Origin of the sequence: Trinickia symbiotica (assembly GCF_002934455.1) — a bacterium.
Classification (GTDB): Bacteria; Pseudomonadota; Gammaproteobacteria; order Burkholderiales; family Burkholderiaceae; genus Trinickia; species Trinickia symbiotica.
This window is the reverse complement of record NZ_PTIR01000025.1, coordinates 38,596-64,013: the sequence shown is the minus strand read 5'-3', so window position 1 is coordinate 64,013 and position 25,418 is coordinate 38,596. Positions and strand designations below refer to the sequence as shown.

The window sequence follows — 25,418 nt, the reverse complement described above, 5'->3', positions numbered from 1 at the left end:
AGGACGTGTGAGGTCTCAGTGAGCGAGCCACTGGGTCGCGCTCGCAGCTACTTTGTTCTGGAAGATTTCGACGCCGAGAAAATCGCGGTGGCGACAAGGTCTATTCCCATGCCTGAACGTATGGACCGCCTTCTGGTTCTCTCAGATTCGTCTGAGATTCCATCTGAGGGCTCAGACTGGGACCTTTCGGCTCGGCCTACGCGCTGGGCGTTTCCAAAAGCATTGAACGTCGGCGCCGAGCCAACTGACGAAAGCACGCGGCGGACAGCGTCGGTTGTCGAGAGTTGGGGTGACGCATTCCTATATCGTGAAGAGCGCACAGAGGAAGATGGAACGGTTCGCCCCGGATTGCGTGCGCCACAGGTTGGCGCGCTACATGCGGCGTTAGGTCATTGGCGCGCTTCCTCGAAGCCGGCAACCATTGTGATGCCGACCGGCACCGGAAAAACTGAGACAATGCTTGCATTGCTTGTCGCTCAACGTATTCCGCGGCTGTTGGTTCTTGTTCCCAGCGATGCCCTTCGAGAACAGATTGGCTCCAAGTTCGTCACACTTGGATGGCTAAAAAAGCTTGGGGTTGTCGGTTCCGAGGCTCAGTTTCCCGTGGTGGGTGTCCTCAAGGCCATGCCGAGAGATGCAGAAGCCCTTCAGCGCATCCTTGAGCGCTGCAACGTCGTAGTGGCGACCATGAGCATTGCGGCAAACAGCCGAGCGTCGCATAGGGAAGTCCTCACAAGTTGGGCAACGCACCTGTTCATAGATGAAGCGCATCATGTCTCTGCCGCAACCTGGACAGCATTCCGCGACCAATTTGGCGAAAAGCCTGTCCTCCAGTTCACAGCGACGCCATTCCGCACTGACGGAAAGTTGGTCGACGGAAAGGTGATTTTCAATTACCCGCTTCGACGTGCCCAAGCTGAGAGGTACTTTAAGCCGGTAAACTTTCGGCCCGTTGTTGAGTACAACAATGAGCGCGCAGACGACCGCATTATGGAGGAGGCGGTTTCTGTGCTCCGGGCAGATTTAGCTGCAAATCGTGACCACGTCCTCATGGCCCGTGTCCACTCAATTTCGCGAGCTGAGGCGATACATAAAATTTACAGCGAGCATGCCTCTGACCTGCGGCCGCTGATAGTGCACAGCCGACAAACCCCGGTCACCAGGCAGGCTAATTTACAGGCCATCCGCACGCGGGTCTCTCGGGTGATTGTCTGCGTCGATATGCTAGGCGAAGGTTTCGACATGCCACAGCTCAAGATTGCCGCGCTTCACGATATGCACAAAAGCCTGGCAATCACGCTGCAATTCACCGGAAGGTTCACACGAACGTCCGGCGACGATATCGGCGACGCCACAGTTATTGCCAATATCGCCGATGTAGAAGTCGGCGAGCGCTTGCGGGCACTATATGCAGAAGACGCAGAATGGAATAAACTGCTCAGGGTGCTGAGCGAGGGAGCCACGGAAGACGAAATTCGGCGTTCCGAATTTCTCGAAGGATTCCGAGAGTCCGCGCCACAAATTGCGTTGCAGAACATCTCGCCGAAGATGAGCGCCGTGGTCTACCGGACCGGTACGTCGTGGGACCCTGAACGCATCCAACGCGCGATAAAGGCAGCGCGAATGTATGCGGGTCCTTTCCATAATCCGTCCGAGCACGTCAGCGTTTTCGTAACCAAGGACCAAGAACAGGTTCCGTGGGGCGATGTACGCGATTTGAAGAACACGACGTGGAACGTATTCGTATTGCACTGGAGTGAAGAGCAAAGACTTCTGTTCATTAACAGCTCTGACAACTCGTCGGTGCACGAAGAGCTCGCTCGGGCTGTCTGTGGTACCGACGCGACTCTAATTAAAGGCGAGCAAATCTTTAAGTCCTTGCACGGCGTAACAAGATTTCTCATCATGAACCTCGGGCTACGCCATCTGATAAGCAAGACGGTCCAGTTTTCGATGCACAGCGGCGCCGATGTTGGGAATGCACTCACGTTGGCGCTGCGCCAGAACCGGTCGAAATCTAACTTGTTCGGTCGTGGCTACGAAAGCGGTGAGCGAGTCACCGTCGGCTGTTCTCAAAAGGGGCGCCTTTGGTCACATCGTATCGCCTATGACCTTGCGAAATGGGTGAAGTGGTGTCATGAGGTCGGCGCAAAGCTAAACAATCCCAATATTTCAACGGAAGACATTTTCAGGAACGTCGTCATTCCGGAGGTAGTCTCAGTGCGGCCGGCGGCCGTGCTAATTGCTGTCGACTGGAATGAGGAGATGTTGCACCGGCGGGAGGACGCCGTCGATGTCGATATCGACGGAACGTTGAGCGCACTCTATGAAGTTGACCTTCAGCCGGATTCGACCGTTGCCGAAGGTCCTTTACGCTTGAAGCTCAGAACGCCAAACGGTGATTGCGTGTACGAGGTGCGCTTCTCGGCCGAAGATGTGTCTTATGTACTCGTTGATGGTACCGCGGCGCATATTGTATCGGGACGCAAACGTGTACCGTTGGAGGAGTGGTTCCGCGCTGAGCCGCCTAGTTTGTACTTCGCAGATGGTTCAACGCTCGTTCACAACGAGCTTTTCAGGCTTCCCGCGACTGAGCGGCGAGTCGCATTCGAACGCGAACGTCTTGTCGCCTGGGATTGGGGCGGCGTGAACATCCGGAAAGAATCGCAAGGCGCAAACAAAGACGCGGACTCGATTCAACGAAGAGTTATCGAAAGTCTCCTTGCGCACCAAGGCGAGGACCGACTTGACATCATCTTTGATGATGATGGCTCCGGCGAGATGGCTGACGTAGTTGCAATGAAGGTTCTCCCTGGTCAGGTCGTGGCCTCCTTCTACCATTGTAAATACTCGGGAGGTGACAGGGCTGGGGCGCGCGTGGATGACCTTTACGTAGTTTGCGGCCAGGCGCAGCGAAGTGTCTTTTGGAAGGGCGAACCCGAGCGATTGTTCAAGCATCTGCAGTACCGCGAGGTTAGCCGGCAACGCAGCGGACGCACGCGATTCGAACGAGGTGACTTGAAGGCGCTCTCTATCGTTGCGCGGTCACTTCAGTCTAGTCGGCTATCACTCAAAATTTACGTTGTGCAACCTGGCGTTTTGAACGCAGACGTGAGTCCCGCACAGCTTGAGCTGCTCGGGGTAACCGAACTTTATTTGCGTGAGACATACGACTGCGCGTTCGAGTTTATCGGAAGCTGAGGCAACACCCGGCATGCCGTGATTGCACCCATGCCTTCGATTGCAAGACGTGTATCGGCGTCTGATACTGAGGACAGCAACGGGCGACCGTGGCCCGTGCCTTCTTTGTTACGCAACCTGTTTAGTGCAATCGCCAACTCAAACACGGACCGTTCAGCCTGGCGTCGTGCGGGCTCGCCCCGCGGGCGGCAGCTGCCTAAGCACCGGCAACGCCAGCCCGATGCGCTCGAATAATGCGGCGCGCAAACTAGGCAAATTGCGGCTCGCTGGATATGCAAGCCGAGCGGGTGCTGACCGAGGGTGGTATCGCGGCCACGCTGTTCCAGCTAGCTCGACCATCGGAGCTAACGCCGGCTGCTCCAATCCAGGCGGTAAAAGGCGCGCCTGCGGGCAGCGTCAATCCTCGCGACGAGCCATCCAGCATCCCAGCAGAAAGAGACCTTTTGTCCAAAAGTTTCCGCTGTCCACGGTACGTGGACACGTCTATTTTTCGGACAAACCCGCCTCATCCAAAATTTCACGCCGTCCACGGTACGTGTACAATAAAGATATTTGGACAACCGCGATCTTGCCATGCATCCGGCCGACCACGATCTGCCTCCTCTGCTGGAAGCTGCCGCCACCGCGTTCGGCGATGCGACCGGCGTGTCCGTCCACCTGCGCAAGGCGCCACCCCGGTCCGGTGCGGATGCAGTACTGGAGTTCCATGTCGGCACCCGCCGCTACAAACGCCTCGCGCATGTCAAACGGACGATCGACCGCTACGGCACCTTGGCCGCTGTCCGCGCGCAGGCCGCGCCGGACGACGGTGACCGGCTCCTGCTCGTGACATTGTATCTGTCCCCCAATATGATCAATGCGTGCCGCGACCTGCAGGTTGATGCGCTCGACCTGGCCGGCAACGCCAGTCTTCTTCTAGGCGATAGCGTCATTCTCGTGTCTGGACGCCCACGCCCGGCCAGCAGCCCGCAATCACGCAGCCGCACCTGGACCAAATCGACACTGCGCGTCGCGCTCGCCCTGCTCGCAGTCCCTTCACTGCTGGAAAAAACCTACCGGGATATCGCAGAGGTTGCCGGCGTCAGCCACGGAACGGTCCAGAACGCCATTCACGGCATGCTGGATCGGCGCGACCTCATCGAGCAGCCCGGCGGGCGCGGCATGCAGTTCGCCGACGCAGCCCGGCTCATCGATGAATGGACCACGTTGTACCCGACACTGTTGCGTGGATCGCTTCAGCTCGGCCGCTTCCGCACCGACATCCCCGACTGGTGGAAAAGCGTTCCCGATCTTCCCGACCGGTGCCAGTTCGGTGGAGAGCCGGCAGCAGCCATCCTTACGCAATACCTGAAACCAGCCGCATTCACCGTATACTGTGCCAGCGAGGTGCCGAGGGAGTGGATTGCGAAGGCTCGCCTGCGGCCTGATCGCGACGGCAACATTGAATTCCTGAGGTCCCCGATCCAGCTCCAGCCGGCGGCTGGACTTCCGCAAAACATCGCGCCGCCCCTGCTCGTCTACGCTGATCTCATGGCGAGTGGCGACTCGCGCAATCTCGAAACGGCCCGGTTAGTGCGTGAACAATATCTCCCCGCTTGAGCCTCGCCCCCATCGCCCTTTTCCACCCGAAATGGTGGCCCTTCTGCGTGAGGTGGCCGCCGCCGCTTCCGAGAAGAACATCCAGTGGTTTGTCGGTGGGGCGAGCGCACGCGACATCGTGCTGACGCACGTCCACGATATCGAACCAACGCGGGCGACGGCAGACGTTGACATCGGTATTTCCATTGAAAGCTGGGCCGGCCATGAAACACTGAGAACGGCGCTACTCACGTCCGGCCACTTCGAGCAACGAGGCAGTGCAACCCACCGGCTGCACTACCAAGCCCCTGAGACCGGCGCCAGAACCTGGCTTGACATCGTACCGTTCGGGGGGATCGCAGACGATGGTGGCGAAATCGCTTGGCCGCCCGATCAGGCCATCCGCATGAACGTCGCCGGCTTCGAACAGGCGTTGCAGGTCGCTGTGCCGGTACGCATGGATGCCGATCTCGTGGTTCCTGTCGCTTCCCTTCCGGCGCAGGCAATGCTCAAGATCATTGCCTGGAAAGATCGTCACGCGGTCGATCGCAAGGACGCAACCGATCTGCTTTTTCTGCTGGCTTGGTACGGCGAGGCAGGAAATCTCGATAGGTTGTATGCCGACGACGCCTTCGACCTGATCGAACGGCACGAGCACGATCCCGATATCGCCGGCGCGGCCCTCCTCGGCCGCGACATGGCGGGCATCGTCACACCGGAAGTGCGCGACCAGATCCTCGCGGTCATTGCGCCGGACGATCCGTCACCCCTCATACTGACGCACATGGTGGCAAGCCGCGCACGGATTTTCGGCGGCGATACGACTGAACGGATCAGTCAGCTCTTTGAAGCGTTTCGCCAGGAATTTGTCGCGGCGGTTCAGTGAGGAAGCGGGACCTGACCGCCCCGGGCAGGAAGCATTCCCGGCTGGTGTCCGGCTAACCCGGCACGCTCTGTCCTGCCCTTGCCTGGAGGTCCGTCAATTGAGCAAGCGCATCCCGCGCGCGCTCCACGGGCACAAAAATGTGATCGTGAAATGCGGCGGCAACGACGTTGCAACTGATGCGGGCTCTCGTCAGCGCATCAGCCACTGCAGCCGTGAGCCCCACAGCCTCCAGGTCGGAATGGACGTTCAGTGTGATCCAAGCCGCCCGGAAAAGAACGGGTAACCCTTCGCGGAGTGCCGTCGGTTCATCGATGACGACGGTCAGCCCCTCGCGCTCACGAAACGTCGCCAGGGGAGCGAGTTGCGACACATCCCTATCTGCCTGCACGGACGAAAAAACATAGGCGCCTTCATTCAGCTCTGGCTGCATTGTCGCCAGCAGCTGTGCGAGATCCGAGACGGGTTGGCTCACTGCTCTCCCTGTATGAGAAGAAGGTCAATCGGGCGGGCACACCGGCCACGACATCGCGGGCCGGATCCACGTCGAATATCAAAACTATTGCGGCCAACATGCAAAATTGTCACTCATAGTACGTGTCATCATAGAGCGTGGCCTCAAACAGGTCAAATACGTACGCTTCGATATCTTTCCGATCGAGATGTCGATGCAGTACGACCCCCTTGCCCTGTTTGGGAAACGCCTGATCGAGCTTCGCAAGGCGCGCGGCTGGTCACAGGAGCGCCTTGCGCTCGAAAGTGGCCTTGCCCGGTCGTACGTTGGCGGTATCGAACGCGGGCAGCGCAACATCGCCCTCTATAACATCTGCGTGCTGGCCGCCACACTCGGCGTTTCTCCCGCTTCCATGCTCGATTTTGATGAGCTCAAGTGACATTGCGTGATTGGCCTGCTGTGCAAACCCATCCACTTTCCGCAACCAGAGCGCCGGCACATCCGTCGACCACCCAAGTCTTCGCTTGTGAGACATCGTGACGCATCGGGAGATCAAGTTCAATCCTGTCAAATTCATTTGAACAGCGAACAAAAATGATCGAGCAAACCGCCTTGATTTTTCGGCATCGCCGACTATGATTCGCGATTGAAGTTGCCCGCTGGAGCCCATCCAGCATCCTTCTCAGTACCGTCGCTCGTGCGACACCTTTCGCGGTTCGCTTCGTCCCTCTGTCTGGACCACCGCAGGTCTTTTGACCAGAAGCCTTCTTTTTTTGCCCGCCTGGGGAATTGTCATTCCCCGACACGGGCACTGGCGATTCCCCTTTTTCGTTCTGGAGAATCGTCATGAATCAGCCTGTCGAACCCCGCAAGTATTTCGATCTTCATCTGCGAGGCCTCGGATATCTGTCGCGCGTGCGCGACGTGACCGCCCGGGGAAATGGTCGCAGCAAGGCCAAACCCTTTCTCGCATGCTCCGTCTCCGCGTTTCATGGTGATCCGAACGTCGAGAACGGCGTCGTCTATCTCCCGCTCGACCTGATCGTCTCAGGCGAGAAGGCGAAGGAAGCTGTCCGTGCCGTGATGGACGACGCGAACGATCCGGATGTAAAGGTCCTCGTCTCCTTCCGCGCGGGTGACCACTACATCCGAACCTTCGAGCGCACCGGCAATCGCGCGGGCGAAACCGGCGCTGTCCTCAAGGGGCGTCTGCTCAAGCTCTTCTGGATCAAGGTCGACGGCCAGGAAGTCTACCGTGACGAAGGCGATGACGACGCTGAAGCAGGCGCCGACACTTCCGCGGAGGCCGTCAACGGGCATGAACCGCCAACGGGCGATCGCGACCAACGCAATACGCCTTCTGCGGAGGAACCGGCCAACGGCCGCGATATCGGAGCCCCTAGCAATGATGCCGCATCGGCTGACCGCCAGGCCGACCGCACCGCAACGCGTAGCAACCGCTATCCGCCGCTGCGCCGTCATGCGAACGGAAGCACCCGTCGCCCGTCCGCCAACGCAGAATAACCGGCGCCCCTCGGTCCCCGCCTCGTGCGGGGGCTTCTCTCCCGCACTATCGGACTGCCGGCTTTCCAGAGCGACGCTCCTCGAGCCCGTTCCGGAAACCCGGCACCGTCCCGCAGATCGTCGCCCGGGTCCACGGTGTCCCCACTACGCCGTGCCGTTTGCGCCGGACCTATCGTCCCGGCTCAGACACGCGCCTGGCAGGGGCAAACTGCCAGGCGTTATGCGTCATTCGCCCTCACTGCCGTCGGCGCCGATGAGGACAATGAGGCATAACGTGTTCCCTGCCGACTTGCCAGTTGCAGGTCCGTCTGTCGCCGCGTTAGGCGACACCTTCACAGCCCGCTTCCGGTGCCATTGTCTGCACGGCTGTACCGGCGTCGCCATGATGCCGGGTCCGGAATAGCTCGCTTCCCCGCTCTTAAGTCGTTCCTTTGTTCAACCCTCGCGGGGAATGCGCTTCCCCGCGAGGGCAGCCATCCTCCGCGCCTTTTCCAGAGGATGTCATGAACGAGACCACTGAAACGCACGGCATCGTGGCCACCCTTGTGCCCGAGGACCGTCGGTTGGAAATTCTGCCGCGTTACTTCGGCCAGCACATGATCCGTGCGGAAGTCGCTGTCTACGCCGCAATGTCGTCGTTGTGCGAGACCTACCACGGCGGTTTCTGGGACTACGTCGAGCTCTCCAACGACGCCTTCTACATGGCGCCCCGTCTGGGTGGCCCGCTGCCCATCACGTGCGATGGCAACGGATACGATGGCGAAATGAGCTGCGACGCCGCCGGCATCGTGGCCACGCTCTTCGCCCTGAACGCCATGGCGTGGACGACAGAAGACGCCAAGTTCACAGACCTCTATCACAGGCTGTTCGCCTTCGTCCCGTCTCACCCTGAGGCGCGCGAGATCTTTGCGGCAATCGATTGATCGGCTAATGGACTGACGCCCAGCCCACCCTTCATGCCTTGCGGAACGCACCCCGCAGGGCGCGTCTCCGCAACACTCCCGGAGACAACGATGTCAATTTGCATTTCCATCGCCCCTTCTCGCCGTGCCATCAGCGGCTTCGATACGAGCATGCGGCACGGGTCGCTGGCACGCGCGTACTGCTTCCAGCACGTACCGGCGTCACAGCTTCATGCTGCCGAGCAACCCGACGACGATGACGATCCATCGCAGTTTGTCTTCCAGTGTCGCGACGGGCGCACATTGCCGCGCTATACGGCGCAGAGCGTCGATCTTCCCGACGGCCTCTACCTCGGGCTCTTCAACGGACGAGACGATCCGCTTGGGTCCCCGCTCGTTGCAGGATTCGATGGCCCCTGATCGGCCGGCTGCGTTGTTGCCACACCGTCGAGGCCCGCGACCTCAAGCTCGAATTCCTCGATCCGTTCGACGGTTTTCGGTTCTTCCCCGACATGGAGCACATAGCCGGACCCGACGGGCCGACGCCTACCGGCAGGACCACGATGCCAATCCAGCTCATGCTGAACGCGGGCGCGATCGTTTTCGATGGGCGTTATTTCGCCGACTGGACTGTGTTCATCATCAGCTCGGTGCGTCCGGTCATCGGTCGCGACCTTCGCTCGCAACGGCGCGTGTGACCAGAGACTTGTCACCGCATCACCTCATTCTTCCATCTGCATCGGATCAACGGTGCGTTCCCCGCGGGGCATTAAACCCGCTTTGGGCACAATGCCTCGACTCGCTGTGCGAGGTGCACCATGGGTTGGCTCTTTGGTCATGGACAAACGCGTGCACAACTGATTGCACGCCTCACGCGCAACGAGGAGCACGATGACTGCTCACGCCGCTGCCTGCGCCACTGTTGCAGCGGCAACGTGCTCTGGACGGTTTGGGAAATCGAACGCCCCGGCGACACGCCGTTGCGTTACATCGGCTGCGACTTGCTCGCGTGGGACAAAGGCTGCGCGGGCTGGGGTTACAAGGACCTGTGCGAGGAAATGGAGCCCTTCTATTACTCGTGCCCGCTCGCGTATCTCGAGATGGTCCCGCCCGCCTCACCGGCATGGCGCGAAAAGGTCCATGCGTGGCATGCGGCGCGCTCGCGTGTGTTGAGGCCCGGCGACATGTTGACGCTCAAAGGGCTGTCGATCACCGAGGCTGTCGTCATCGGCCGGCGTCATCGCACGTGGATCGTCGAAAGTGGCGGCCGCCTGTTCCGCCTTCCGCCCCGGCTCTTTCATCACATCGTCGAGCAACAACGCTCTGACGAACCTGCCGGGCAACCCGCTAGCTAGGTTCGTCAACGCCGCATAGGCGCGTGGCCCAGTCGGCGGGGTCATTTCCGAGGCGCCGCATTGGTGGCACTTCAATCGAGACCCATTCCTCTCGATCCGTTCGATTCGGATCCGTGCGTCGTCGCTTCACGCGAAAGCTACAGCCTCTACCGGCGCACTCGCCGGTTACCTGCCCGTCACGCTGGCAGACGGGATCGATCCGTATCTCTTCAACCCAACCGCGGGACGCCATGCCCGCGAGGGTGCGTCCCGCCTCACTTTCTGGAGGCATCGTGATCTCTCTTTCCGGCACGCTCGACGTGCGCACCATCAAGGGCAGCAACGGCCCGTTCCAGGTCGGCGAACTGACCACATCCGTCGGCGAATTCAAGGTCAAGGACAAGGTGCTCGAGCAGTTCGAGCCCGGCGCCTACACGGGAACTTTCCTCATCGACAAGATCTATCCGCACAGCTACGTGTGGTACGGCAAGGTCACCGTCGAAATCCGCGCGAGGCTCGCCGACGCGCAGCTCGACAACGACGAGCCGTTCAGCGAGACGAACCAACCGGCCTCGTCGGCAGAGCCGGATCCGGCTGATGAAGAACGCACAGCCGGTACCGCAGCGCTTGCGCGTAACCATGAAACGCCACCGACCGCTTCGCAACCCGCAGGCGAATCTGGCGAGCTGTATCTGCCCGATCTGTTCGGCACCGAACTGGCCGACGCGATGGTAGCGGGCGAGCCGGTCAAGCTCGATCCGACCGTCGATCGCGGCGTGTTTCGTCAGCAGCGCGACCAGCTTCGCGCGTTCGGTTACGCCTTCCAGGCTTCCACCCAGACCTGGCTCAAGACCTGATTCCTTCCACTCTCGTGTGCCCGGCCTTCGGGCCGGCGACACACCACGCCTCGATGGAGCTCGACATGGCCCTCATCTTTCCTCGTCTTGCCCGAAATTTTGTTCGCAACGGGTACTTCCCCACCGATGCGGCCACGCTTGAGCGGATCATGCCCGCCCTCGCGCTGGCCGATTCCGACAGCCCCGTACGGCTGCTCGATCCCTGCTGCGGTGAAGGTGCCGCGCTGCACGACCTGAAACAGGCACTCGCGCAACAGCGCGCAACGCCCGACGCAATCCGCACGTTTGGCGTCGAGTATGACCGTGAGCGTGCGTGGCACGCGAAGGACGTGCTGGACACCGCGGCACACACCGACGTCCAGGACATGTTTGTCACTGCACGCAGCATGGGACTGTTGTTCTTGAACCCGCCGTATGGCGACGTCGTATCGGACAAGGCCCAGATTGGCGAGCGTCAGCCCGATCGTCTGGAAAAGCTCTTCTATCTGAAGACGGTCCCGTGGCTCGCGTTTAGTGGCGTGCTCGTGCTGATCGTGCCGTACTACGTGATGGACCGCGAATTCGCCACGATGATTGCCCGCAACTTGGCACAGGTCGAAGTGTTTCTCGCGCCCGACCAGACGTTCAAGCAGCTTGTCCTCTTCGGCGTCAAGCGTCGGTCCGACGGCGTTGACACGGCACTGGCCGCACGCCTCGCCCGAATCAGCGATGGCGAACTGCCCCCGGAGTTGCCCGAGGACTGGGCAGCAGAGCCGTATCGCATCCCCCCAACGATGGGCGAATTTACCTTCATGTCCACACGGATCGATGCGGCGCAGCTCGAGCACGAACTGCGGCGTCTGCAGCATGCGACGCTGTGGACGCAGTTCGCCGCGATGTTCTCGTCAAAGGCGGTCAAGCCGCGCCGTCCGCTGCGCGACCTTTCCGACTGGCATCTTGCCCTGGCGCTAGCAGCCGGACAGATCACCGGCGTTGTCGCCGGCATTGACGGCACACGTCTGCTCATCCGCGGCGACACCATCAAGCAGAAGGAGCAGGAAGTACAGATCGAGGAAACGGACAAAGGTGACACCCGCACCACGATCCTGATGCGCGACCGGTTTGTTCCCACCATCGCTGGCATTGACTTCACGCCTGGCCCGACCCTCGGTCGGATTGTCTCGATCCGCTAGTGCGGGTCACGTCTTCAACCCCGCGGGGCCTTGCCCCGCAGGGGGCTGGTTCCGCCCTGCAAGGACACCCGAATCATGACTGATACAAGCTCCACGAACCAGCCACTGCCCGCTTACCTGGTCGGCTATAGCCTCGACCATACGCACCGGATCGTCGTAGGCATCCGGGCCGCCAGCGTCGAGGCTGCCTGCGCCATCGCGCGTGCGGCATTCGACGCCGGTACGTTGTGGGATGACGCGCCGAACATGCCGCTGCTCTACGACGACTATGAGGAACACGACGGACAGATCCTCAGTTTCGATGCAACGGGCGTCGCCGCATGGCCGGCCGCCGACGTCTCGGTCCGTGCTGTGCGACTGCATGCAGCCGCACGTGCGCTCCTATCGTTCGCGCGACTAGTCGACGAACGATTGCCTCGAGCAGCAGCGATCGAGACCTGGCATCCCGAAGCCCTGGTACCGATAACCCTTACTGTTGGACAGGTACGCGAGCTTCGTGCGCTGCTGGAAACACTGTCCCAATGCTGATCCGCCGCTGCTCTACACATCCGCGCGCCCTGCCTTCAGGGCGCTTTCCCTGACCGTTCACCAGAACGTTCAGGGAAAGCGCTTCGCGCTGCACGCTGCACGTTTTCCCGCTGGTCTGCCGGTAGCAGACCCGTTGTCGCCCGTGACGCGGCACCTTCAGCCGTACCCGAACCGCTTTTTTTCCGGCGCCTTCGTCTGCGCAGCGGCGGCTCCCTTGCAGGAGCCACGGAATCGTCCTTTAACCCGCCCGGGTCAGCGCCCGGTGGGTGCGCCGGGCATTCACGCTGGAGCACCCCATGCTTTATCCCATCAAGGAACTGCAGGACATCTTCGTCGATGCCTGCGTGCGCGCACCCGATGGCGAACTCGCCTTCGTATCTGTCTTCGGTCGCGATGGCGCCGTTCAGCAGCTCTACGCCTCGCTGCATCTGGGCGTCCAGGAAGGCGGCATCCGTCAGATCACGCTCATCGATCCCGACAGCAGCCAGACGATCGCCGCCGTACCTATCGGCGATCCGCGGCGACTGGATAAATACAGCGGTCGTCTGCCGAAGGACAACCTCTTCGGCAACCTCGTGCATACGTGGATCTACGACGAGTCGCTGCTGACACCGTCAAAAGGCACCGGCTCGGCATGGCTGCTGGTTGACCGTGAGACACAGGCGCACGACGAGGCGTCGCTGGAAGCACGCGTGTGGTCGCTTATCGAACAGCTCAGTCCGATACCGCTGTTGCCGCATTGGCGTTCGCTAGTCCTCACCGAACTCGGTGAACGACTGGTCAGCAGGCTCGACGAGACACCCTGCGCACCCGTTGGGCGCCTCGACGCATTCCGGATCGCGCTCCCTGACTCGTTCACTGAGTCGATTTCCAGCTTGGTCCGCAGCGGCGCGCTCGCAATCGATTAACCCGCCTGCGCTGATCTGGCCGCCCCTGAAGTCATTAGCGGCCCTCCTTCAATTTTCCCCACCGGCGGGACCTGCGCCCCGTCCCGGGGCCGCGTGGCCCGCGCTTCTGGAGACACATCATGGAAGATCTGCAATCCGCCGTCGTCGACGGCGATGCCGCACGCGACGACATCACAGCCGACGACAATGCCGGCGACGTGATCGCCCTGCCGGACTTCATCTCGAACTTTGGCGCCGGCCTACTCGACGCCGTCCGCCAACAAAACCCGTCGATCTATGACGGGCAGCGCCCTTCACGATGGGATGCACTGCTCGACGAACTGTCGCGACAACCGTTCCCGGCGCAACGGGAGGTCATTCACGCGATCACGACACTCTTGACGCAACACGCACCGGGCGGTGTCATTAATGCCGAAATGGGTACCGGCAAGACGCTGATGGGCATCGGCGTGGCCGTGCTGCTCCATCATTGTGGCTATCCGCGCACGCTCGTCATCGCACCGCCGCATCTTGTCTACAAGTGGCGACGTGAAATCAAAAGCACGGTGTCGGGTGCGCGTGTCTGGATCCTCAATGGCCCGGACACACTGCGCAAGCTCCTCCAACTCCGTGTTATGCGTTCGCGGCCAGCGGTGCCCGAGTTTTTCATTCTCGGCCGCGTGCGCATGCGCATGGGGTTCGACTGGAAGCCTGCCTTCGCTCGCCGCGTCGCAACGCTCGATATGGGGACTGACGCAATCACGCGCGTGTTTGCCTGCTGCCCTGCCTGTGGCGAGTTCGTGTGCGATGAAGACGGCAATCCGCTGACACCTACCCAGGCTCGGCCCGCTCTCAACGAGAAGCGTCGCGCGTGCAGTTGTGGCGAACGACTGTGGACGCTGGCACCGAAAGGCAAGGGCACGCGGTCGATGCGCGAGCTCGTGAAGGGAGCGCTGCTACAGATGCCAACCGTCGGCGGGAAAACCGCCGAACGCCTGCTCTCCCGCTTTGGCGAATCGATGCTCGCGGACATGCTGCAGGACAACTTATACGAGTTCATCAACCTGATGGACGACAGCGGCGAACTCGTGTTCTCGGATCGGCAGGCGAAGCGCATGGAACGCGCGCTCGCCCACACGGAAATCTCGTTCGGACAAGGCGGTTATCAAGCCTCAGAGTTCGTTAAACGGTATCTGCCACAAGGCTACTTCGGTCTGCTGATCGCCGACGAAGGCCATGAATACAAGAATGAAAACTCCGCCCAGGGCCAGGCAATGGGCGTACTCGCTCGGAAGGCGTCGAAAACGTTGCTGCTCACGGGGACGTTGATGGGCGGCTACGCCGACGACCTCTATCACCTGCTCTATCGCCTCAATCCGGCCATGCTGATCGAAGACGGGTTCAACTACAACAGGAACGGCTCGATGGCAGCCGCAACAATGGCGTTCATGCGCGAGCACGGCGTGCTTATCGATATCCACAAGCAGGTCGACGAAGGCTCGCACCGCACGGCGAAGGGTGATCGCAAGAGCGTCTCGACCGTGAAGGGTCCGGGCTTCGGTCCCAAGGGCATCATGCGGTACGTCGTGCCGTATACGGCCTTTCTGAAGCTCTCGCAGATCGGCCAGAACGTCCTGCCGCCCTATGACGAGTCTCTCCTTCCGGTCCCACTGACTGAAGAAATGACGGCATCCTATCGCACGCTCGAATCGACGCTCACATCGGAACTGCGCGCGGCGTTACGCTGCGGCGACAAAAGTCTGCTCGGCGTGGTGCTTAATGCACTGCTCGCGTGGCCGGAATGCTGTTTCCGTCCTGAAGTCGTGCGTCATCCTCGCACCAAGCGGATTCTAGCCAGCGTGCCTGCATTACTGCGCGACGATCAACCCGGCCCCAAGGAAGAAGCGCTGCTGCGACTCGTTCGCGGCGAACTGTTAAACCGCCGGCGTATGCTGGTTTATACGACCTACACGGGAACGCGCGATACGTCCGTGCGATTGAAGAACCTTTTCGATGCGGTCGGTGTCAGGGCATCGGTTCTTCGTGCCAGTGTGCCTGCCGAAAAGCGTGAGGACTGGGTCGCCGATCAACTTGAACGTGGTGCCGAAGTCATCATCACGAACCCGGAGCTGGTCAAGACTGGGCTCGATTTGCTCGAGTTTCCGACCATCGCCTTTCTCCAGTCGGGCTACAACGTCTATACCCTGCAACAAGCCGCACGCCGCAGCTGGCGAATCGGCCAAACGCTCGACGTCACGGTCCGGTTTCTTGGCTATGAGGGCACCGCACAAATGCGGTGTCTGAAGCTCATGGCGCAGAAAATCGCCGTCTCGCAGTCCACCTCCGGCGACATGCCCGAGTCCGGTCTCGACATCCTCAATCAGGGCGGAGAAAGCATCGAAGTTGCGCTCGCGCGGCAACTCGTGAGCCAGGAATAGCCGGAACTTCATCTCCTAACGATCCCTCACGGAGGAATTCATCATGATCCACTTCGTTGCAGCAGATCTGCGCCCCGTGATCTGCGAAGCCCGGACACAGCAATGTCGAATCGTGCTGGTCAAGGATCACGGCGTCTACATGCTCTCGGAGAAAGGCGAAATGAAAAACGGCCGACGCAGCATCATCGCGTGGGCCGTCGAATGCAATCCCGATACGGTACCATTCGACGACTGGTGGGAGCGCGCCCGGACAGAATTCGGTGGCGATGATTTCGTTGAACGGCTTGACCCCAACGATGCGGTCTTTGACCGCGTAATCGACGAAGGCTTCGATCTCCGGATCGGGGCCGACGCCGGTTATCTCTACATCGACGCGGTCGCGTCGCAGTCCTGAAGGTCTCCCTCCTTTCCACTCCCTTTCAATATGATGCGCCTGATCCCTTCCGGGACCAGGCGCTTTTTACATTGACGGTAGCGCGCGAGCAAAACCTGTCCTATCCTCGGCAGTGCAGCGCGCGCTTCACTGGGGAAAGACCGGTCAGCATCGACCGGTACGCTTCTGTCTTCCCGTGAACCCCATGTTTTCGCTGCCGCCACTTCTTTCGCCCGCGCACATAACCGGCCAGCCCGCCCCATACGCGCCCGCGTGCGTGGTTTCGACCGCCGCCGGCGCGCTCGCGGCGCTGGCCGCATGGTACCCGGGACACTGGCAGGCGCTCCTGCTGCTCCTGCCGGCCGCATGGTCGCGCATGCGAGGACGCGCTGCGGCATTCGCGGTCTGGATGGGCTATTACCTCGCTGGCGCACGGGATATTCCCGCCGTGAGCATGCGCTTCTTTTCCGGCTATGGCGAGCTAACGCGACCTGAAGCGCTTGTGCTCGGCGTCGCGCTCTGGATCGCGCAGGCGTGCGTGCTCGCGACACCTTGGGCCATGCTCAAGCCCAAATCGAACGCGAGCGCCGCACGCCACGCCTTGTGCGCTGCCATCGCGACGATGCTCGTGACGGTACCACCACTCGGAATCATTGGCTGGTTATCGCCGGCATATGTCGCCAGCGCCCTGTTCCCAGGTTGGAAGGCTCCGGGCTTGGTGCTCGGCATAACGGCCACCGCGTGCGCGGCTTCAGTCTCACGCGCTCGCTTCGCGCGCCAGTTTGCAACGCTGCTGCTGATGCTCTCCGTCATCGCGCGCAGTGTGGCGAGCGTGCCAGTGGTACCGTCCCGGTGGACCGCACTCGACACACGCCTCGGCCGGTTCGATCAGTCCAGCTATGCGTCGCTCTATGCCCGCACACAACAGGTCCGGGCCATCGCACAGCGTGCGTTCAGCGAAGGCGCCACCGTTGTTGTCCTTCCGGAAGAAATCGTGGGGCTGTGGCGCCCGGCGATGGGCTACTGGTGGCGTGACGATATCCAGGCATTTGCCGCAGCGAAGCGCACATTGATCGTCGGCGTGGACCTGACCGCGTCCGGCACGCCGTTCCGCTACACCGACAGCGCGGTTGTCGTCGGCGCGGACCACGGCCGCCTGGATAGTCGCCAGCCGGTGCCGGCGGCGCTGTGGCGACCCGGTGCGGCGGTCAGCGCGATCCGTGGGAGTCTCACCCAGCCATACGTCATGGTCGCAGGCGAGAGCGTGGCCTTCTCGATTTGCTATGAAGACCTACTGTGGTGGCCGCACTGGCGCATCCTGCTGCAATCGCCCGATGTGCTCGTCAGCCTGTCCAACAGCTGGTTCGATTCCGACCTCGCGCTCGCACACATCCAGCGCCAGGGTATCGCTGCAATCGCCCGCCTGTCCGGTGTGCCATTGCTGCGTGCGGTGAACCGGTAGCCGCTGTTGGCGCGAGCAGGCGTGGGATAATCCGCCACGTTCCCGCTCCCGCTGTCCTGATGCTGAAAACTAATCGAAGACGAAAGCGCCTCGTTTGCCCACCGATCGGTGCGCTGATGCGCTACGGGGACAGGATGGTGCGCGTGGTTGCCGAGGCGAGCGGCCAGCGCGCCGTTATCGAATCCATCCTTGAAGATGGACGCCCGTTGAGGAGCGTAGTGAAGTGGCATAACCTTGTGAGTCCTGGCGACCAGCTCTTCTGAGTCCGACCCATGCAACTCGATATTTTTGACGACAGCCGTGATGTGATGCTGCGCAACGATGTCCTGTCGGCATTACAACACCACGATGCCTCCGGCGCCCGCCGCGCGCTGCAGATCCTCGGGCATGAATATCCGGACGATGCGGCGCTCATGGCGCTCGACACGCTCGTAACCACCCTCGAAGCACGCTGCAGCGCGCCCTTTGCGAACCATGACGCCGCGCTTGCCGCGCGGGAGACGCTACTGGCCCGCGTCCGGCCCTCGGCGAACCAACTGATGGGCGAACGGGCCGCCATCGCATGGCTTGCGCCGTTCTGGAACGAACTCGCGCAGCGCGCCGCGGGTCTGGCGTTCCGTGCGGCCCACCCCGATGCACACTGCGCCGCGTTCTACCTGCATACGGGCGAATGGAAAGCCGCTGAAACCGCCGTCACGCGCATCGAATCCTGGCGACGTATTCCCGCACCGCTGATGTGGATGGCCGAATGCCGATACCGGCTCGATGGTCTCGAGGCCGCCTGGTCCCTTCTGGCCGAACTCGCATGGCTTGCGCCCATTCGTTTCGATGGCCTGCTCCGGCGTCTCGAGGACAGCTCGCTGGATACATTGCGCCGGGCATTCGATGCGTCCTTTGATGGAAGCGGCGATGTCGCCGACCTCGCGTGGTTTCCCGCCTGGGTACTGATTCAGAAAACCGGCCTCGCCCCACTGCTGAAGCAGGCGCAACCTTGCCGTGATACCGAGCCCGAACGCGCGGCAAGGCTGGTGCTTCGGCTACTCGCGCTCGAGCGCGAGGGCCGTCACCACGAACTGATGGAGAGCCGCCGCGATCTGCGCGACCTTCACGATCCCCTCTACCGGCTCTACATGAAAACGCGCTGAATGTTGAAAACCGGGATGTCACACACAAGCTCACATCGATGGACCTTCGCCGCCCGTTTTCGGCGTCAGGCATTCGGCTGGAAATCCGCGTTGCCGATCCAGCGCGTGAAGGAAGCGGTCGCCGAGATCCGACTGGTCGCGCGCTCCGACGCCATCCTTGCCGCCGAAGGTGCCGTACTCCTGCTCGAAAAACTGTCTCCCGCCCTGGAACAGGTCGACAGTTCGTCCGGCGCGATCGGCACCGCGGTCAATCGGGCCATCGATGCACTGGCTCCCCTGATTGCTGCGGCCAAAGTTGATTCCACAATCAGACAGGCGTGGCTGGAACGTCTCTTTGAGGCGTTGCAGGAAGACCCAGATGCCGTATATCGAACGCCTCGCCGATGTGTGGGGAGAACTTGCCGTGACGCGGGATATGGCATCCGCATGGGCGGACAGGTTGCTGCCCATCACTGCTCATGTGATCGGCTCCAACGGACAGGGTGGATTTTTTGTCGGGACTACCGCGTGCATGAATGCGCTTTACGTCGCGCAACGATTCGACGAACTGCTCGCGCTGGTCGATTCCGCGCGCATAACATGGTGGGGTTACCGACAATGGGGCGTAAAAGCGCTGGTGGCGCTCGGCCGGCCCGCAGAGGCGCTGCGTTACGCCGAGCAGTCGCGTAACGCCCATGCGCCGGAAAGCGCGATCGCCCTCGCCTGCGAAACGATCCTGCTCGCCAGCGGCATGACGGACGACGCCTACCAGCGATATGCCATCGCAGCTAACCGCTCAGGGACGTACCTCGCGACCTTCCGTGCGATCGCGAGGAAGTATCCCGGGCGATCGCAGGCGGCGATCCTGCAGGATCTGATCGAAAGCGAGCCCAGTTCGGAAGGCAAATGGTTTGCGGCCGTGAAAGATGCGGGTCTGTTCGATCTCGCAACGTCGCTCGTCCAAACGAGCCCGACTGATCCGCGCACCCTGATACGGGCAGCACGCGAGTTCGCGCAGCGGCAGCCAGCGTTCGCGATGACCTGCGGCATGGCCGCACTGCGCTGGATCGACGCCGGTGCCGGATACGAGATTACGTCGGCAGATGTGCTCGATGCCTATGCGACGCTCACCGATGCGGTCTGCGTGAACGGCGCTTCCCGCGATGCACTCAACGCGCGACTTCGGGAACAGTTCGGGGCGAGTGCAGCCTCCGCTTTCGTCGGCAAGGTGCTCGCGCCGTATATCCGGTAGCAGTACGCGAAACAAACGCCGCCCAGGTAACCCGTTATCGGTTTACTCTCCTACCGCGCGCCGCCGTTGACCGCGTCCTTGAACCCCTTGCCAGCGGTGAACTTCACCGTTTTCGCTGCGGCGATGCTGATCTCCTCACCGGTCGCCGGATTGCGGCCCGTTGCGCGCCGCACGCTTGCCCTGACTGAACGAGCCAAATCCGATTAGTTGCACCGTATCACCCTTGACCACCGCCGCCGTGATCGCGCCGATCACAGCATCGATGGCCTCGCCCGCGATGGCCTTGCTCGAACCCGGTCGCAGCCGCGACGGCATCAATCAATTCCTGCTTGTTCATGAATTCTCCTTCTGTCAACGCAAAATAAGATGGCCCGACATTGCCTGGTCAGCTACGCGGACGGCCGCTACAGCAAACCAATCCGCGTACCGTACCGCGAAGACAGCTGACCGCACAAGCCCTCTCTCGCAGATTCGACGGACTCGAAATGGCGCCGGATAACCGCAGCGTCGCATACGGACGGTTACGGCCGTCTGCCTCAACGTGGCAATCGCTCGGCCATCTCCTGCGCGAAAGACATCGATCCGGCGATGACACGAGCACCCTCATCCCTCTGTCTCGCGGTCCACACATCGTCAACTACGAGATAAGTGCGCTCCAGTAATTCGCCATGGCGGTAGCGGATCTCGACTGTGATCGGCGCGAAGTAAGCTGCGCTGCATCGGCCCTCGCGCGAGACCTCAACGATCCATCGATGAAACCGCGCAACGTACCGCCCGTGGCGCGCTAGCGCTGCGCCCTCGTACACCAGCGCCCGCAACATCCGCAGTTCCTCAATGTCCGGCATGGCCGGAGAGCCGACGTCCATCATCTCCGTGTCCTCCGCCATAATCCAGCGTGGAAGTCATGCACGGCGAACGATCGCTCGCGCATGACATCGACGAAGGTGCAAGCTACTCGGCCGTGGCTCGCGCCGCGCGACGCGAACGCCGGCCTGCAGGCTGACCAGATGTAGCCGCATCGGAGCCCGCGTGATCCGGCGGCGCGCCGGGTTCGTCGCCCGACGTGGATTCCTCCGCTTCGCCATCGGGCGGACCGGCTGGCTCGCTCGCACCTTCGTTCTGCGCAGGTGCATCGGACTCACGCATCTGGCGTGGGCGGTACACCACCTGGTCGATACGCACGAGGTTCAGGGAAATGGACTCTGCGTCGATATGGGCGCCGGCGTCGGGCTCGTTGTCGCGGTTGATCCACGGACTGACGTAGAAGTCGCCCCGCACGACCACGCTCGCGCCGGTGCGGATGTGCTGCAGGACGCGCTCGGTCAGGCGCTCGTTCCAGATCGTCACGTCGACCGGAAACGTTCGTCCGTCACGCTGCTCCAGTGAACCGTCGTCGAGCCGCCGGTAACTGGCGGACATGACGCGCAACTCGACAATGCGGCGCGCGCCGCTGGCAGTATTGACCTGTTTCATCGTCGGCGACGCCAGCACGTTGCCGACCAGTTCTGCGTAAATGCCCATGGTGGACTCCATTCATCGAGGGATTGCCCCTGTGAATCGAGCGCGCTGTCCACTGTCTTTGATTTTGAATGGCCCCGCTCTGCCTCAGCCTAGTGAACCCCAACGGGCTCAACGCCATAGGACCCTGCACTTGACTCATGCGTCGCTGGTCCTCCGAACCTTGACTGTGCCGTGTTCCAGATACATCGTGAGCTGGCTCGTCGCATAACGGAAAACCGACTCCAGTGCGTTGAGCTCTTTCGCGCGCGCATTGCACTGCTGCAGGTACGGGCGCAGCGGCGCCGGAATGCGGTTGAAACAGACCTTCACGCGCGCCCACGCGACCGCATGCGGCTCGCCGCGAACGAACCAGTCGAGCCGATGGCGCGTCGCGCCGCTCGCCAGCGCAATGCGCACGCAGCGCAGCGATACATCGAGCCCCGCGGTCGCGGTCTCCAGTGCCAGAGTCTGCATCTCGTTCACCGTCTCGTCGAGCCAGTGTTCGTACGAGCGCAGCAGCACGCGAAATCCGGCCGGGCCCGCGACCCGCGCTATGGGCAGCGCCGTCGCGGGTTGATCCACACCCGCTCCCTTACCCTTAAAGGCCTTTCTACGTCGATCCAGATCCGAAGTGCGATCCGTCATTGCGGCAATCCTCGCGTCATTGCACCAGGGCGTCGGCCGCAGTGGCCGCAGTCGCATCGTCCCCGGACAGCGGCACACTGTCGAGCAACCGCAGTTCCACGTCCGACAGGCGGCTCACGCGCCGCCGGCTGTGACGTGGTTCGCGTTCGCCGATGAACACATCGCGCGGCAGAACGCCGAGCAGCGCCCGCGTCGCCTCGACCCGCTTCACTGCGGCAGCATCCGCGTTCGGCAGGAAGTCGACGCGCGAAAGCGGCAGCAGTTCTGCGCGCGTGAGCACCCTCTGGCAGTGCACCGCGAAGTGGAACACGGACAGGCATCGATGCTTCGCCGCTCCGATGCGGCGGAAACCTTCGGTCGACGACATCAAGTCGCGCAGTACCGTGGAACGGACGAGGCGCACCAGGTAGTCGAGTTCGACCAGCAGCATGACGATCATGTAGCCGTAAGGCGAACCAAAACCGAGCGACACCTGCGCCGGCTCACGGGATTGCAGCACAGAATATTCGAGGCCTTTTTCACGCGCGGCGTCGAGCAACTGGCGGGCATGCTGTTGCTCCAGCTCGTTGGCACGCCGGATACCGGCGATGCGTTCGGCGATCTCGACAAGCTTCCAGTCGGCGTAGGGGTTATCGTTGCCCGACAGTGACCACAAGGCGCGCAGCGCAGCGGCGACGCGCCGACCGCCCGCCATCGCGTGCCCCTGTTCGCCAGGCGCGACCGAGCGCCCGAGAAACAGGCGCATCGCGTCACGAGTATGCAGCCGCATGCGGTCGGCACCGTCACTGCCAAGCTGCCCGATGCGGCCGATTGCCTGCGCCTCGTGCGGCCGCACCAGCGGATCACTCCCCTGTCGCAGAGTGTGCGCTTGCTGCATGTGATCGAACGCTTCCTCGCGCTCGAGAAAGAGCTGATAGCGGCCGAACAGCGGATCAGCGGGATCCGGATCGTCCTCAGCGATCAAATGCGCGAGGACCGTCCGCTCCGCGTCGAGGTCATAGCCGTCGGCAAAGGGCGACGAATCGGAGCGCGAGAACGCATCGATGGATGGATCAGCATGGTGACTATCGGCAGACGACATATCCATGAAAGGGCTCCTTGAAACAGAGTTTCAGCCAGGGAAGATGGTGACCGCAGCCGTGTTACCCCGGATAACACGTCGCTGCACACCTCGACATAGGCGATTGCTGTTACCCGGGGTAACAGCCATGGGTGGCCGTATCACGCTCACGACCGCGCAGAGGCAATGGCGCCGATCACGCATGGCAAGCCGCGGGCCGTGCCGACCGAGCGCGCAACACGCCGCGGATTGTCGCCAGATGCGAGCGTGCGGCTTCGCGCGTTGAAACCGGCGATTCGACATCGCCGTTGCGGCGCGCCGACATCGCGGTTGCTTCGGCAAGCTGCATACGAGCGGCCCGCTCTCGCACAGCCCGTTCCAGATGCGCCCTCGTGGGCGCAAACTCGCCTGCAACATAGCGCCGCACGAGACTTGCGATGTACGCCACCGGCAGTTGGACGGGTTGGTGCCGGTGGCTCGCGGCCATCTCGTCGAGCAGCAGTTGGCGGTCTGCGCCGGGGATACGCGCGAGGTGCGACGCGATCAGCTCCCGTTCGCTCTCCGCGACCACGGCTGGCCAGACGAGCGGGCCGGCGCGCTCCGCGTCGGCTAGGTTAGACGAATTCAGATCGATGCCCACCACTACCTTGATGCCGCTGCGTGATGAATGCGCAAGACCGGTGGTTGTCGTAGTCCGGTATGTAATCGTCCTGTATACGCGCGCGTCCGGAAAGCACGTTTGTCGCCATCGGTAGTGGATCAAACCCGCCAATGGTAGGACGGCGGCGGAAGGCATGGTGTCCAGCCGGCGACTTCCGGTTGGCGACTTTGGCCGCGCTTCGCTGTCCTCGCATGGAAGCCGCAGATGCCGGGTTGCGAACGATGGCACGCCGATATCGGCACTGTTACCCGAGGTAACAGCCTGCGGCACCGCTGTTGCAGGCCGTTCGTGTTCAGCATGCAGACACTGCGCGAGCAGACTCTTGCGCGTCGCGAGTCGCTGCCGCATGTCACCGCCAGATACCAGACGTTCGAGCTGACTCTTCAGTTCCGCCGCATTGATCTGGGTGAACACGCGCCTGCCGGTGCGGTGACGCACGAGCTCGCGGATCAAGCCCTGGCGCACCAGCCGTGCCCTGGCGTTTTCCAGTTGGCGTCGGTTCAGGCCCAGCGTGCGCTGCCACTCGGTGGCTGTGAGCGTGAACCAGGTACATTGCCGGTCAGCCTCACGGCGCTGCAGTTGGACCATGCGCGAGAGCAATAGCGCGGCGTTCACGTTGCCGACAAGATCGACGAAAATGCGCCGGTACGCCACAGTCGGCCCGAGCATTTCCTGCATCGCATGCTCGTCCGAGCGTATCGCCTCGATCGACCAGGGCAGCGTACCGACCAGCCGGCAATTCGACCGTACCGCATCGGATATTGCCTCCACCTCCAGGCGGTAATGCAAACGCGCCGGCTGACCACCGCGCCACTCCATCAGCAGCTTTCTGTTCCGCAAGCGGCGCCGCGCATTCTCCTGCTCCTCGCGTGAGAGTCCGGTCTCGAGAAACCAGTGGTCACGCGTCTTATGGACCCACCCACCGTTGGCCTCCACGTCGCGGCCACGCCGCGTCCAGTAGACAAGCTGCGAAAGCAGCATCGCGTCCTTCGGATGACCCGTGATGCGGGCAAGACGCGTCCCGAAGGCGATGGGCCGGTAGGGTCTCAGCATGACCCACATTGCCTCGAACTCAACGATATAGGGATGGCTTCCGGGCATCATGGCAGCACCTGCTCCGGCTGTTGCAGACGCTGCGGTGGCCAGACGATGTGGGCCGTGCGCTCCTCGGCCTTCTGACGCATGAGCGTCATCACCACCGGCCACAGGATGCGGAACTCATCAATAGGCGGTGTCTTCACCGTCTTTCGAGAGCGGTGCGCCACCACGCCCTTCGCGCGAAGCAGGCGCCGTGCGGCCCGCTGCTGCCGGTTCGACAGCGCGAGTCTGCGTCCGAACTCGTCGGGTGCCACCGGCAGCCAGGCATCCCTGCGCCCCGTCTCGCTCTCGATCGTCGACAGTTCCGTCAGCATCGCGGCGGCGGCCAGATCGCCGCAGATTTCAATGAAGCACCGGTCGATCGTGACGGGCATGTCAAGCATCGAGAGGATGAACTCTGATTCGGCGGGCGGCAGTCCCGGTGAATCGGACCAAGTCTTTCCCGGCAGCAGGTTGCCTTCCGGATCAAGTCGCATGTCGTACAT

25 protein-coding genes and 2 pseudogenes are annotated in these 25,418 nt (G+C 62.0%); 18 read left to right on the top strand and 9 right to left on the bottom strand.

Features of this window, described 5'->3' with window-relative positions:
• The first annotated feature begins 18 nt into the window (after positions 1-18).
• Positions 19-3,201 (top strand): DEAD/DEAH box helicase, encoded by a 3,183-nt coding sequence (locus B0G57_RS26790; RefSeq protein WP_146013393.1) that lies wholly within the window; start codon positions 19-21, stop codon positions 3,199-3,201.
• On the opposite strand, the gene B0G57_RS32435 is transcribed toward B0G57_RS26790, so the two are convergent.
• A complete protein-coding gene (locus B0G57_RS32435; protein ID WP_223258730.1) occupies positions 3,153-3,479 on the bottom strand; it encodes an abortive infection family protein in 327 nt (108 codons plus the stop codon). The genes B0G57_RS26790 and B0G57_RS32435 overlap by 49 nt on opposite strands.
• A 295-nt stretch (positions 3,480-3,774) precedes the next feature.
• Between B0G57_RS32435 and B0G57_RS26775 the strand changes: the two genes are divergently transcribed.
• Positions 3,775-4,800 carry a type IV toxin-antitoxin system AbiEi family antitoxin gene (locus B0G57_RS26775; protein ID WP_020566319.1) on the top strand — a complete coding sequence of 342 codons (1,026 nt, stop codon included), beginning with the start codon at positions 3,775-3,777 and terminating at the stop codon, positions 4,798-4,800.
• 31 nt (positions 4,801-4,831) lie between these two features.
• Complete coding sequence (locus tag B0G57_RS26770; RefSeq protein ID WP_018441816.1) at positions 4,832-5,665, top strand: nucleotidyl transferase AbiEii/AbiGii toxin family protein; 834 nt, start codon at positions 4,832-4,834, stop codon at positions 5,663-5,665.
• Positions 5,666-5,717: 52 nt separating this feature from the next.
• On the opposite strand, the gene B0G57_RS26765 is transcribed toward B0G57_RS26770, so the two are convergent.
• Positions 5,718-6,137, bottom strand: a complete 420-nt coding sequence (locus tag B0G57_RS26765) for an ACT domain-containing protein (protein ID WP_018441817.1) — start codon at positions 6,135-6,137, stop codon at positions 5,718-5,720.
• 193 nt (positions 6,138-6,330) lie between these two features.
• On the opposite strand from B0G57_RS26765, the gene B0G57_RS26760 reads away from it, so the two are divergent.
• The 15 genes and pseudogenes from B0G57_RS26760 (at position 6,331) to B0G57_RS26695 (ending at position 19,969) form a co-directional block, all read left to right on the top strand.
• On the top strand, positions 6,331-6,555 hold the full coding sequence (locus B0G57_RS26760; protein ID WP_026229879.1) for a helix-turn-helix domain-containing protein: 225 nt from the start codon (positions 6,331-6,333) through the stop codon (positions 6,553-6,555).
• A gap of 407 nt (positions 6,556-6,962) precedes the next feature.
• A complete protein-coding gene (locus B0G57_RS26755) occupies positions 6,963-7,640 on the top strand; it encodes a DUF3577 domain-containing protein (protein ID WP_018441819.1) in 678 nt (225 codons plus the stop codon).
• Positions 7,641-8,143: 503 nt separating this feature from the next.
• On the top strand, positions 8,144-8,563 hold the full coding sequence (locus B0G57_RS26750) for an antirestriction protein (protein ID WP_018441820.1): 420 nt from the start codon (positions 8,144-8,146) through the stop codon (positions 8,561-8,563).
• Positions 8,564-8,653: 90 nt separating this feature from the next.
• Positions 8,654-8,962, top strand: coding sequence for a hypothetical protein (locus B0G57_RS31930; RefSeq protein ID WP_223258729.1), 309 nt, complete (start codon positions 8,654-8,656; stop codon positions 8,960-8,962).
• A gap of 143 nt (positions 8,963-9,105) precedes the next feature.
• A complete protein-coding gene (locus B0G57_RS32195) occupies positions 9,106-9,240 on the top strand; it encodes a hypothetical protein (RefSeq protein ID WP_262984495.1) in 135 nt (44 codons plus the stop codon).
• Positions 9,241-9,360: 120 nt separating this feature from the next.
• Positions 9,361-9,897 carry a hypothetical protein gene (locus tag B0G57_RS26740; protein ID WP_018441823.1) on the top strand — a complete coding sequence of 179 codons (537 nt, stop codon included), beginning with the start codon at positions 9,361-9,363 and terminating at the stop codon, positions 9,895-9,897.
• A 113-nt stretch (positions 9,898-10,010) separates the two neighbouring features.
• On the top strand, positions 10,011-10,733 hold the full coding sequence (locus B0G57_RS26735) for a DUF3275 family protein (protein ID WP_233216010.1): 723 nt from the start codon (positions 10,011-10,013) through the stop codon (positions 10,731-10,733).
• 65 nt (positions 10,734-10,798) lie between these two features.
• Positions 10,799-11,905, top strand: a complete 1,107-nt coding sequence (locus tag B0G57_RS26730; RefSeq protein ID WP_020566320.1) for a DUF6094 domain-containing protein — start codon at positions 10,799-10,801, stop codon at positions 11,903-11,905.
• A 75-nt stretch (positions 11,906-11,980) separates the two neighbouring features.
• Positions 11,981-12,433, top strand: a complete 453-nt coding sequence (locus B0G57_RS26725; protein WP_018441826.1) for a hypothetical protein — start codon at positions 11,981-11,983, stop codon at positions 12,431-12,433.
• 296 nt (positions 12,434-12,729) lie between these two features.
• Entirely contained in the window at positions 12,730-13,341 is a 612-nt protein-coding gene (locus B0G57_RS26720; protein ID WP_018441827.1) for a hypothetical protein, read from the top strand.
• Positions 13,342-13,460: 119 nt separating this feature from the next.
• Positions 13,461-15,758, top strand: coding sequence for an SNF2-related protein (locus tag B0G57_RS26715; protein WP_018441828.1), 2,298 nt, complete (start codon positions 13,461-13,463; stop codon positions 15,756-15,758).
• A 43-nt stretch (positions 15,759-15,801) separates the two neighbouring features.
• Positions 15,802-16,152 (top strand): DUF3085 domain-containing protein, encoded by a 351-nt coding sequence (locus B0G57_RS26710; protein ID WP_018441829.1) that lies wholly within the window; start codon positions 15,802-15,804, stop codon positions 16,150-16,152.
• A gap of 184 nt (positions 16,153-16,336) precedes the next feature.
• The gene (locus B0G57_RS26705; protein ID WP_018441830.1) at positions 16,337-17,593 is read left to right on the top strand and encodes a carbon-nitrogen hydrolase family protein; all 1,257 of its coding nucleotides are present in this window, start codon (positions 16,337-16,339) and stop codon (positions 17,591-17,593) included.
• Positions 17,594-17,865: 272 nt separating this feature from the next.
• Positions 17,866-18,738 (top strand): hypothetical protein, encoded by an 873-nt coding sequence (locus B0G57_RS26700; protein WP_018441832.1) that lies wholly within the window; start codon positions 17,866-17,868, stop codon positions 18,736-18,738.
• Positions 18,739-19,969: pseudogene (locus tag B0G57_RS26695) on the top strand (hypothetical protein).
• Between the two features lie 50 nt (positions 19,970-20,019).
• Here B0G57_RS26695 and B0G57_RS26690 read toward each other — a convergent pair.
• The 7 genes and pseudogenes from B0G57_RS26690 to B0G57_RS26660 form a co-directional block, all read right to left on the bottom strand.
• Positions 20,020-20,306: pseudogene (locus tag B0G57_RS26690) on the bottom strand (HU family DNA-binding protein).
• Between the two features lie 199 nt (positions 20,307-20,505).
• Positions 20,506-20,838: a hypothetical protein gene (locus B0G57_RS26685; protein WP_223258728.1), complete on the bottom strand. Its 333-nt coding sequence runs from the start codon at positions 20,836-20,838 to the stop codon at positions 20,506-20,508.
• An 82-nt stretch (positions 20,839-20,920) separates the two neighbouring features.
• Entirely contained in the window at positions 20,921-21,490 is a 570-nt protein-coding gene (locus tag B0G57_RS26680; protein ID WP_018441836.1) for a single-stranded DNA-binding protein, read from the bottom strand.
• Positions 21,491-21,625: 135 nt separating this feature from the next.
• Positions 21,626-22,051, bottom strand: coding sequence for a hypothetical protein (locus B0G57_RS26675; RefSeq protein ID WP_018441837.1), 426 nt, complete (start codon positions 22,049-22,051; stop codon positions 21,626-21,628).
• Positions 22,052-22,130: 79 nt separating this feature from the next.
• Positions 22,131-23,201 (bottom strand): PFL_4669 family integrating conjugative element protein, encoded by a 1,071-nt coding sequence (locus B0G57_RS26670; RefSeq protein WP_018441838.1) that lies wholly within the window; start codon positions 23,199-23,201, stop codon positions 22,131-22,133.
• A gap of 169 nt (positions 23,202-23,370) precedes the next feature.
• A complete protein-coding gene (locus B0G57_RS26665) occupies positions 23,371-24,939 on the bottom strand; it encodes a hypothetical protein (RefSeq protein ID WP_018441839.1) in 1,569 nt (522 codons plus the stop codon).
• On the bottom strand, positions 24,936-25,418 hold the full coding sequence (locus B0G57_RS26660; protein WP_018441840.1) for a hypothetical protein: 483 nt from the start codon (positions 25,416-25,418) through the stop codon (positions 24,936-24,938). The genes B0G57_RS26665 and B0G57_RS26660 overlap by 4 nt, the downstream gene beginning before the upstream one ends.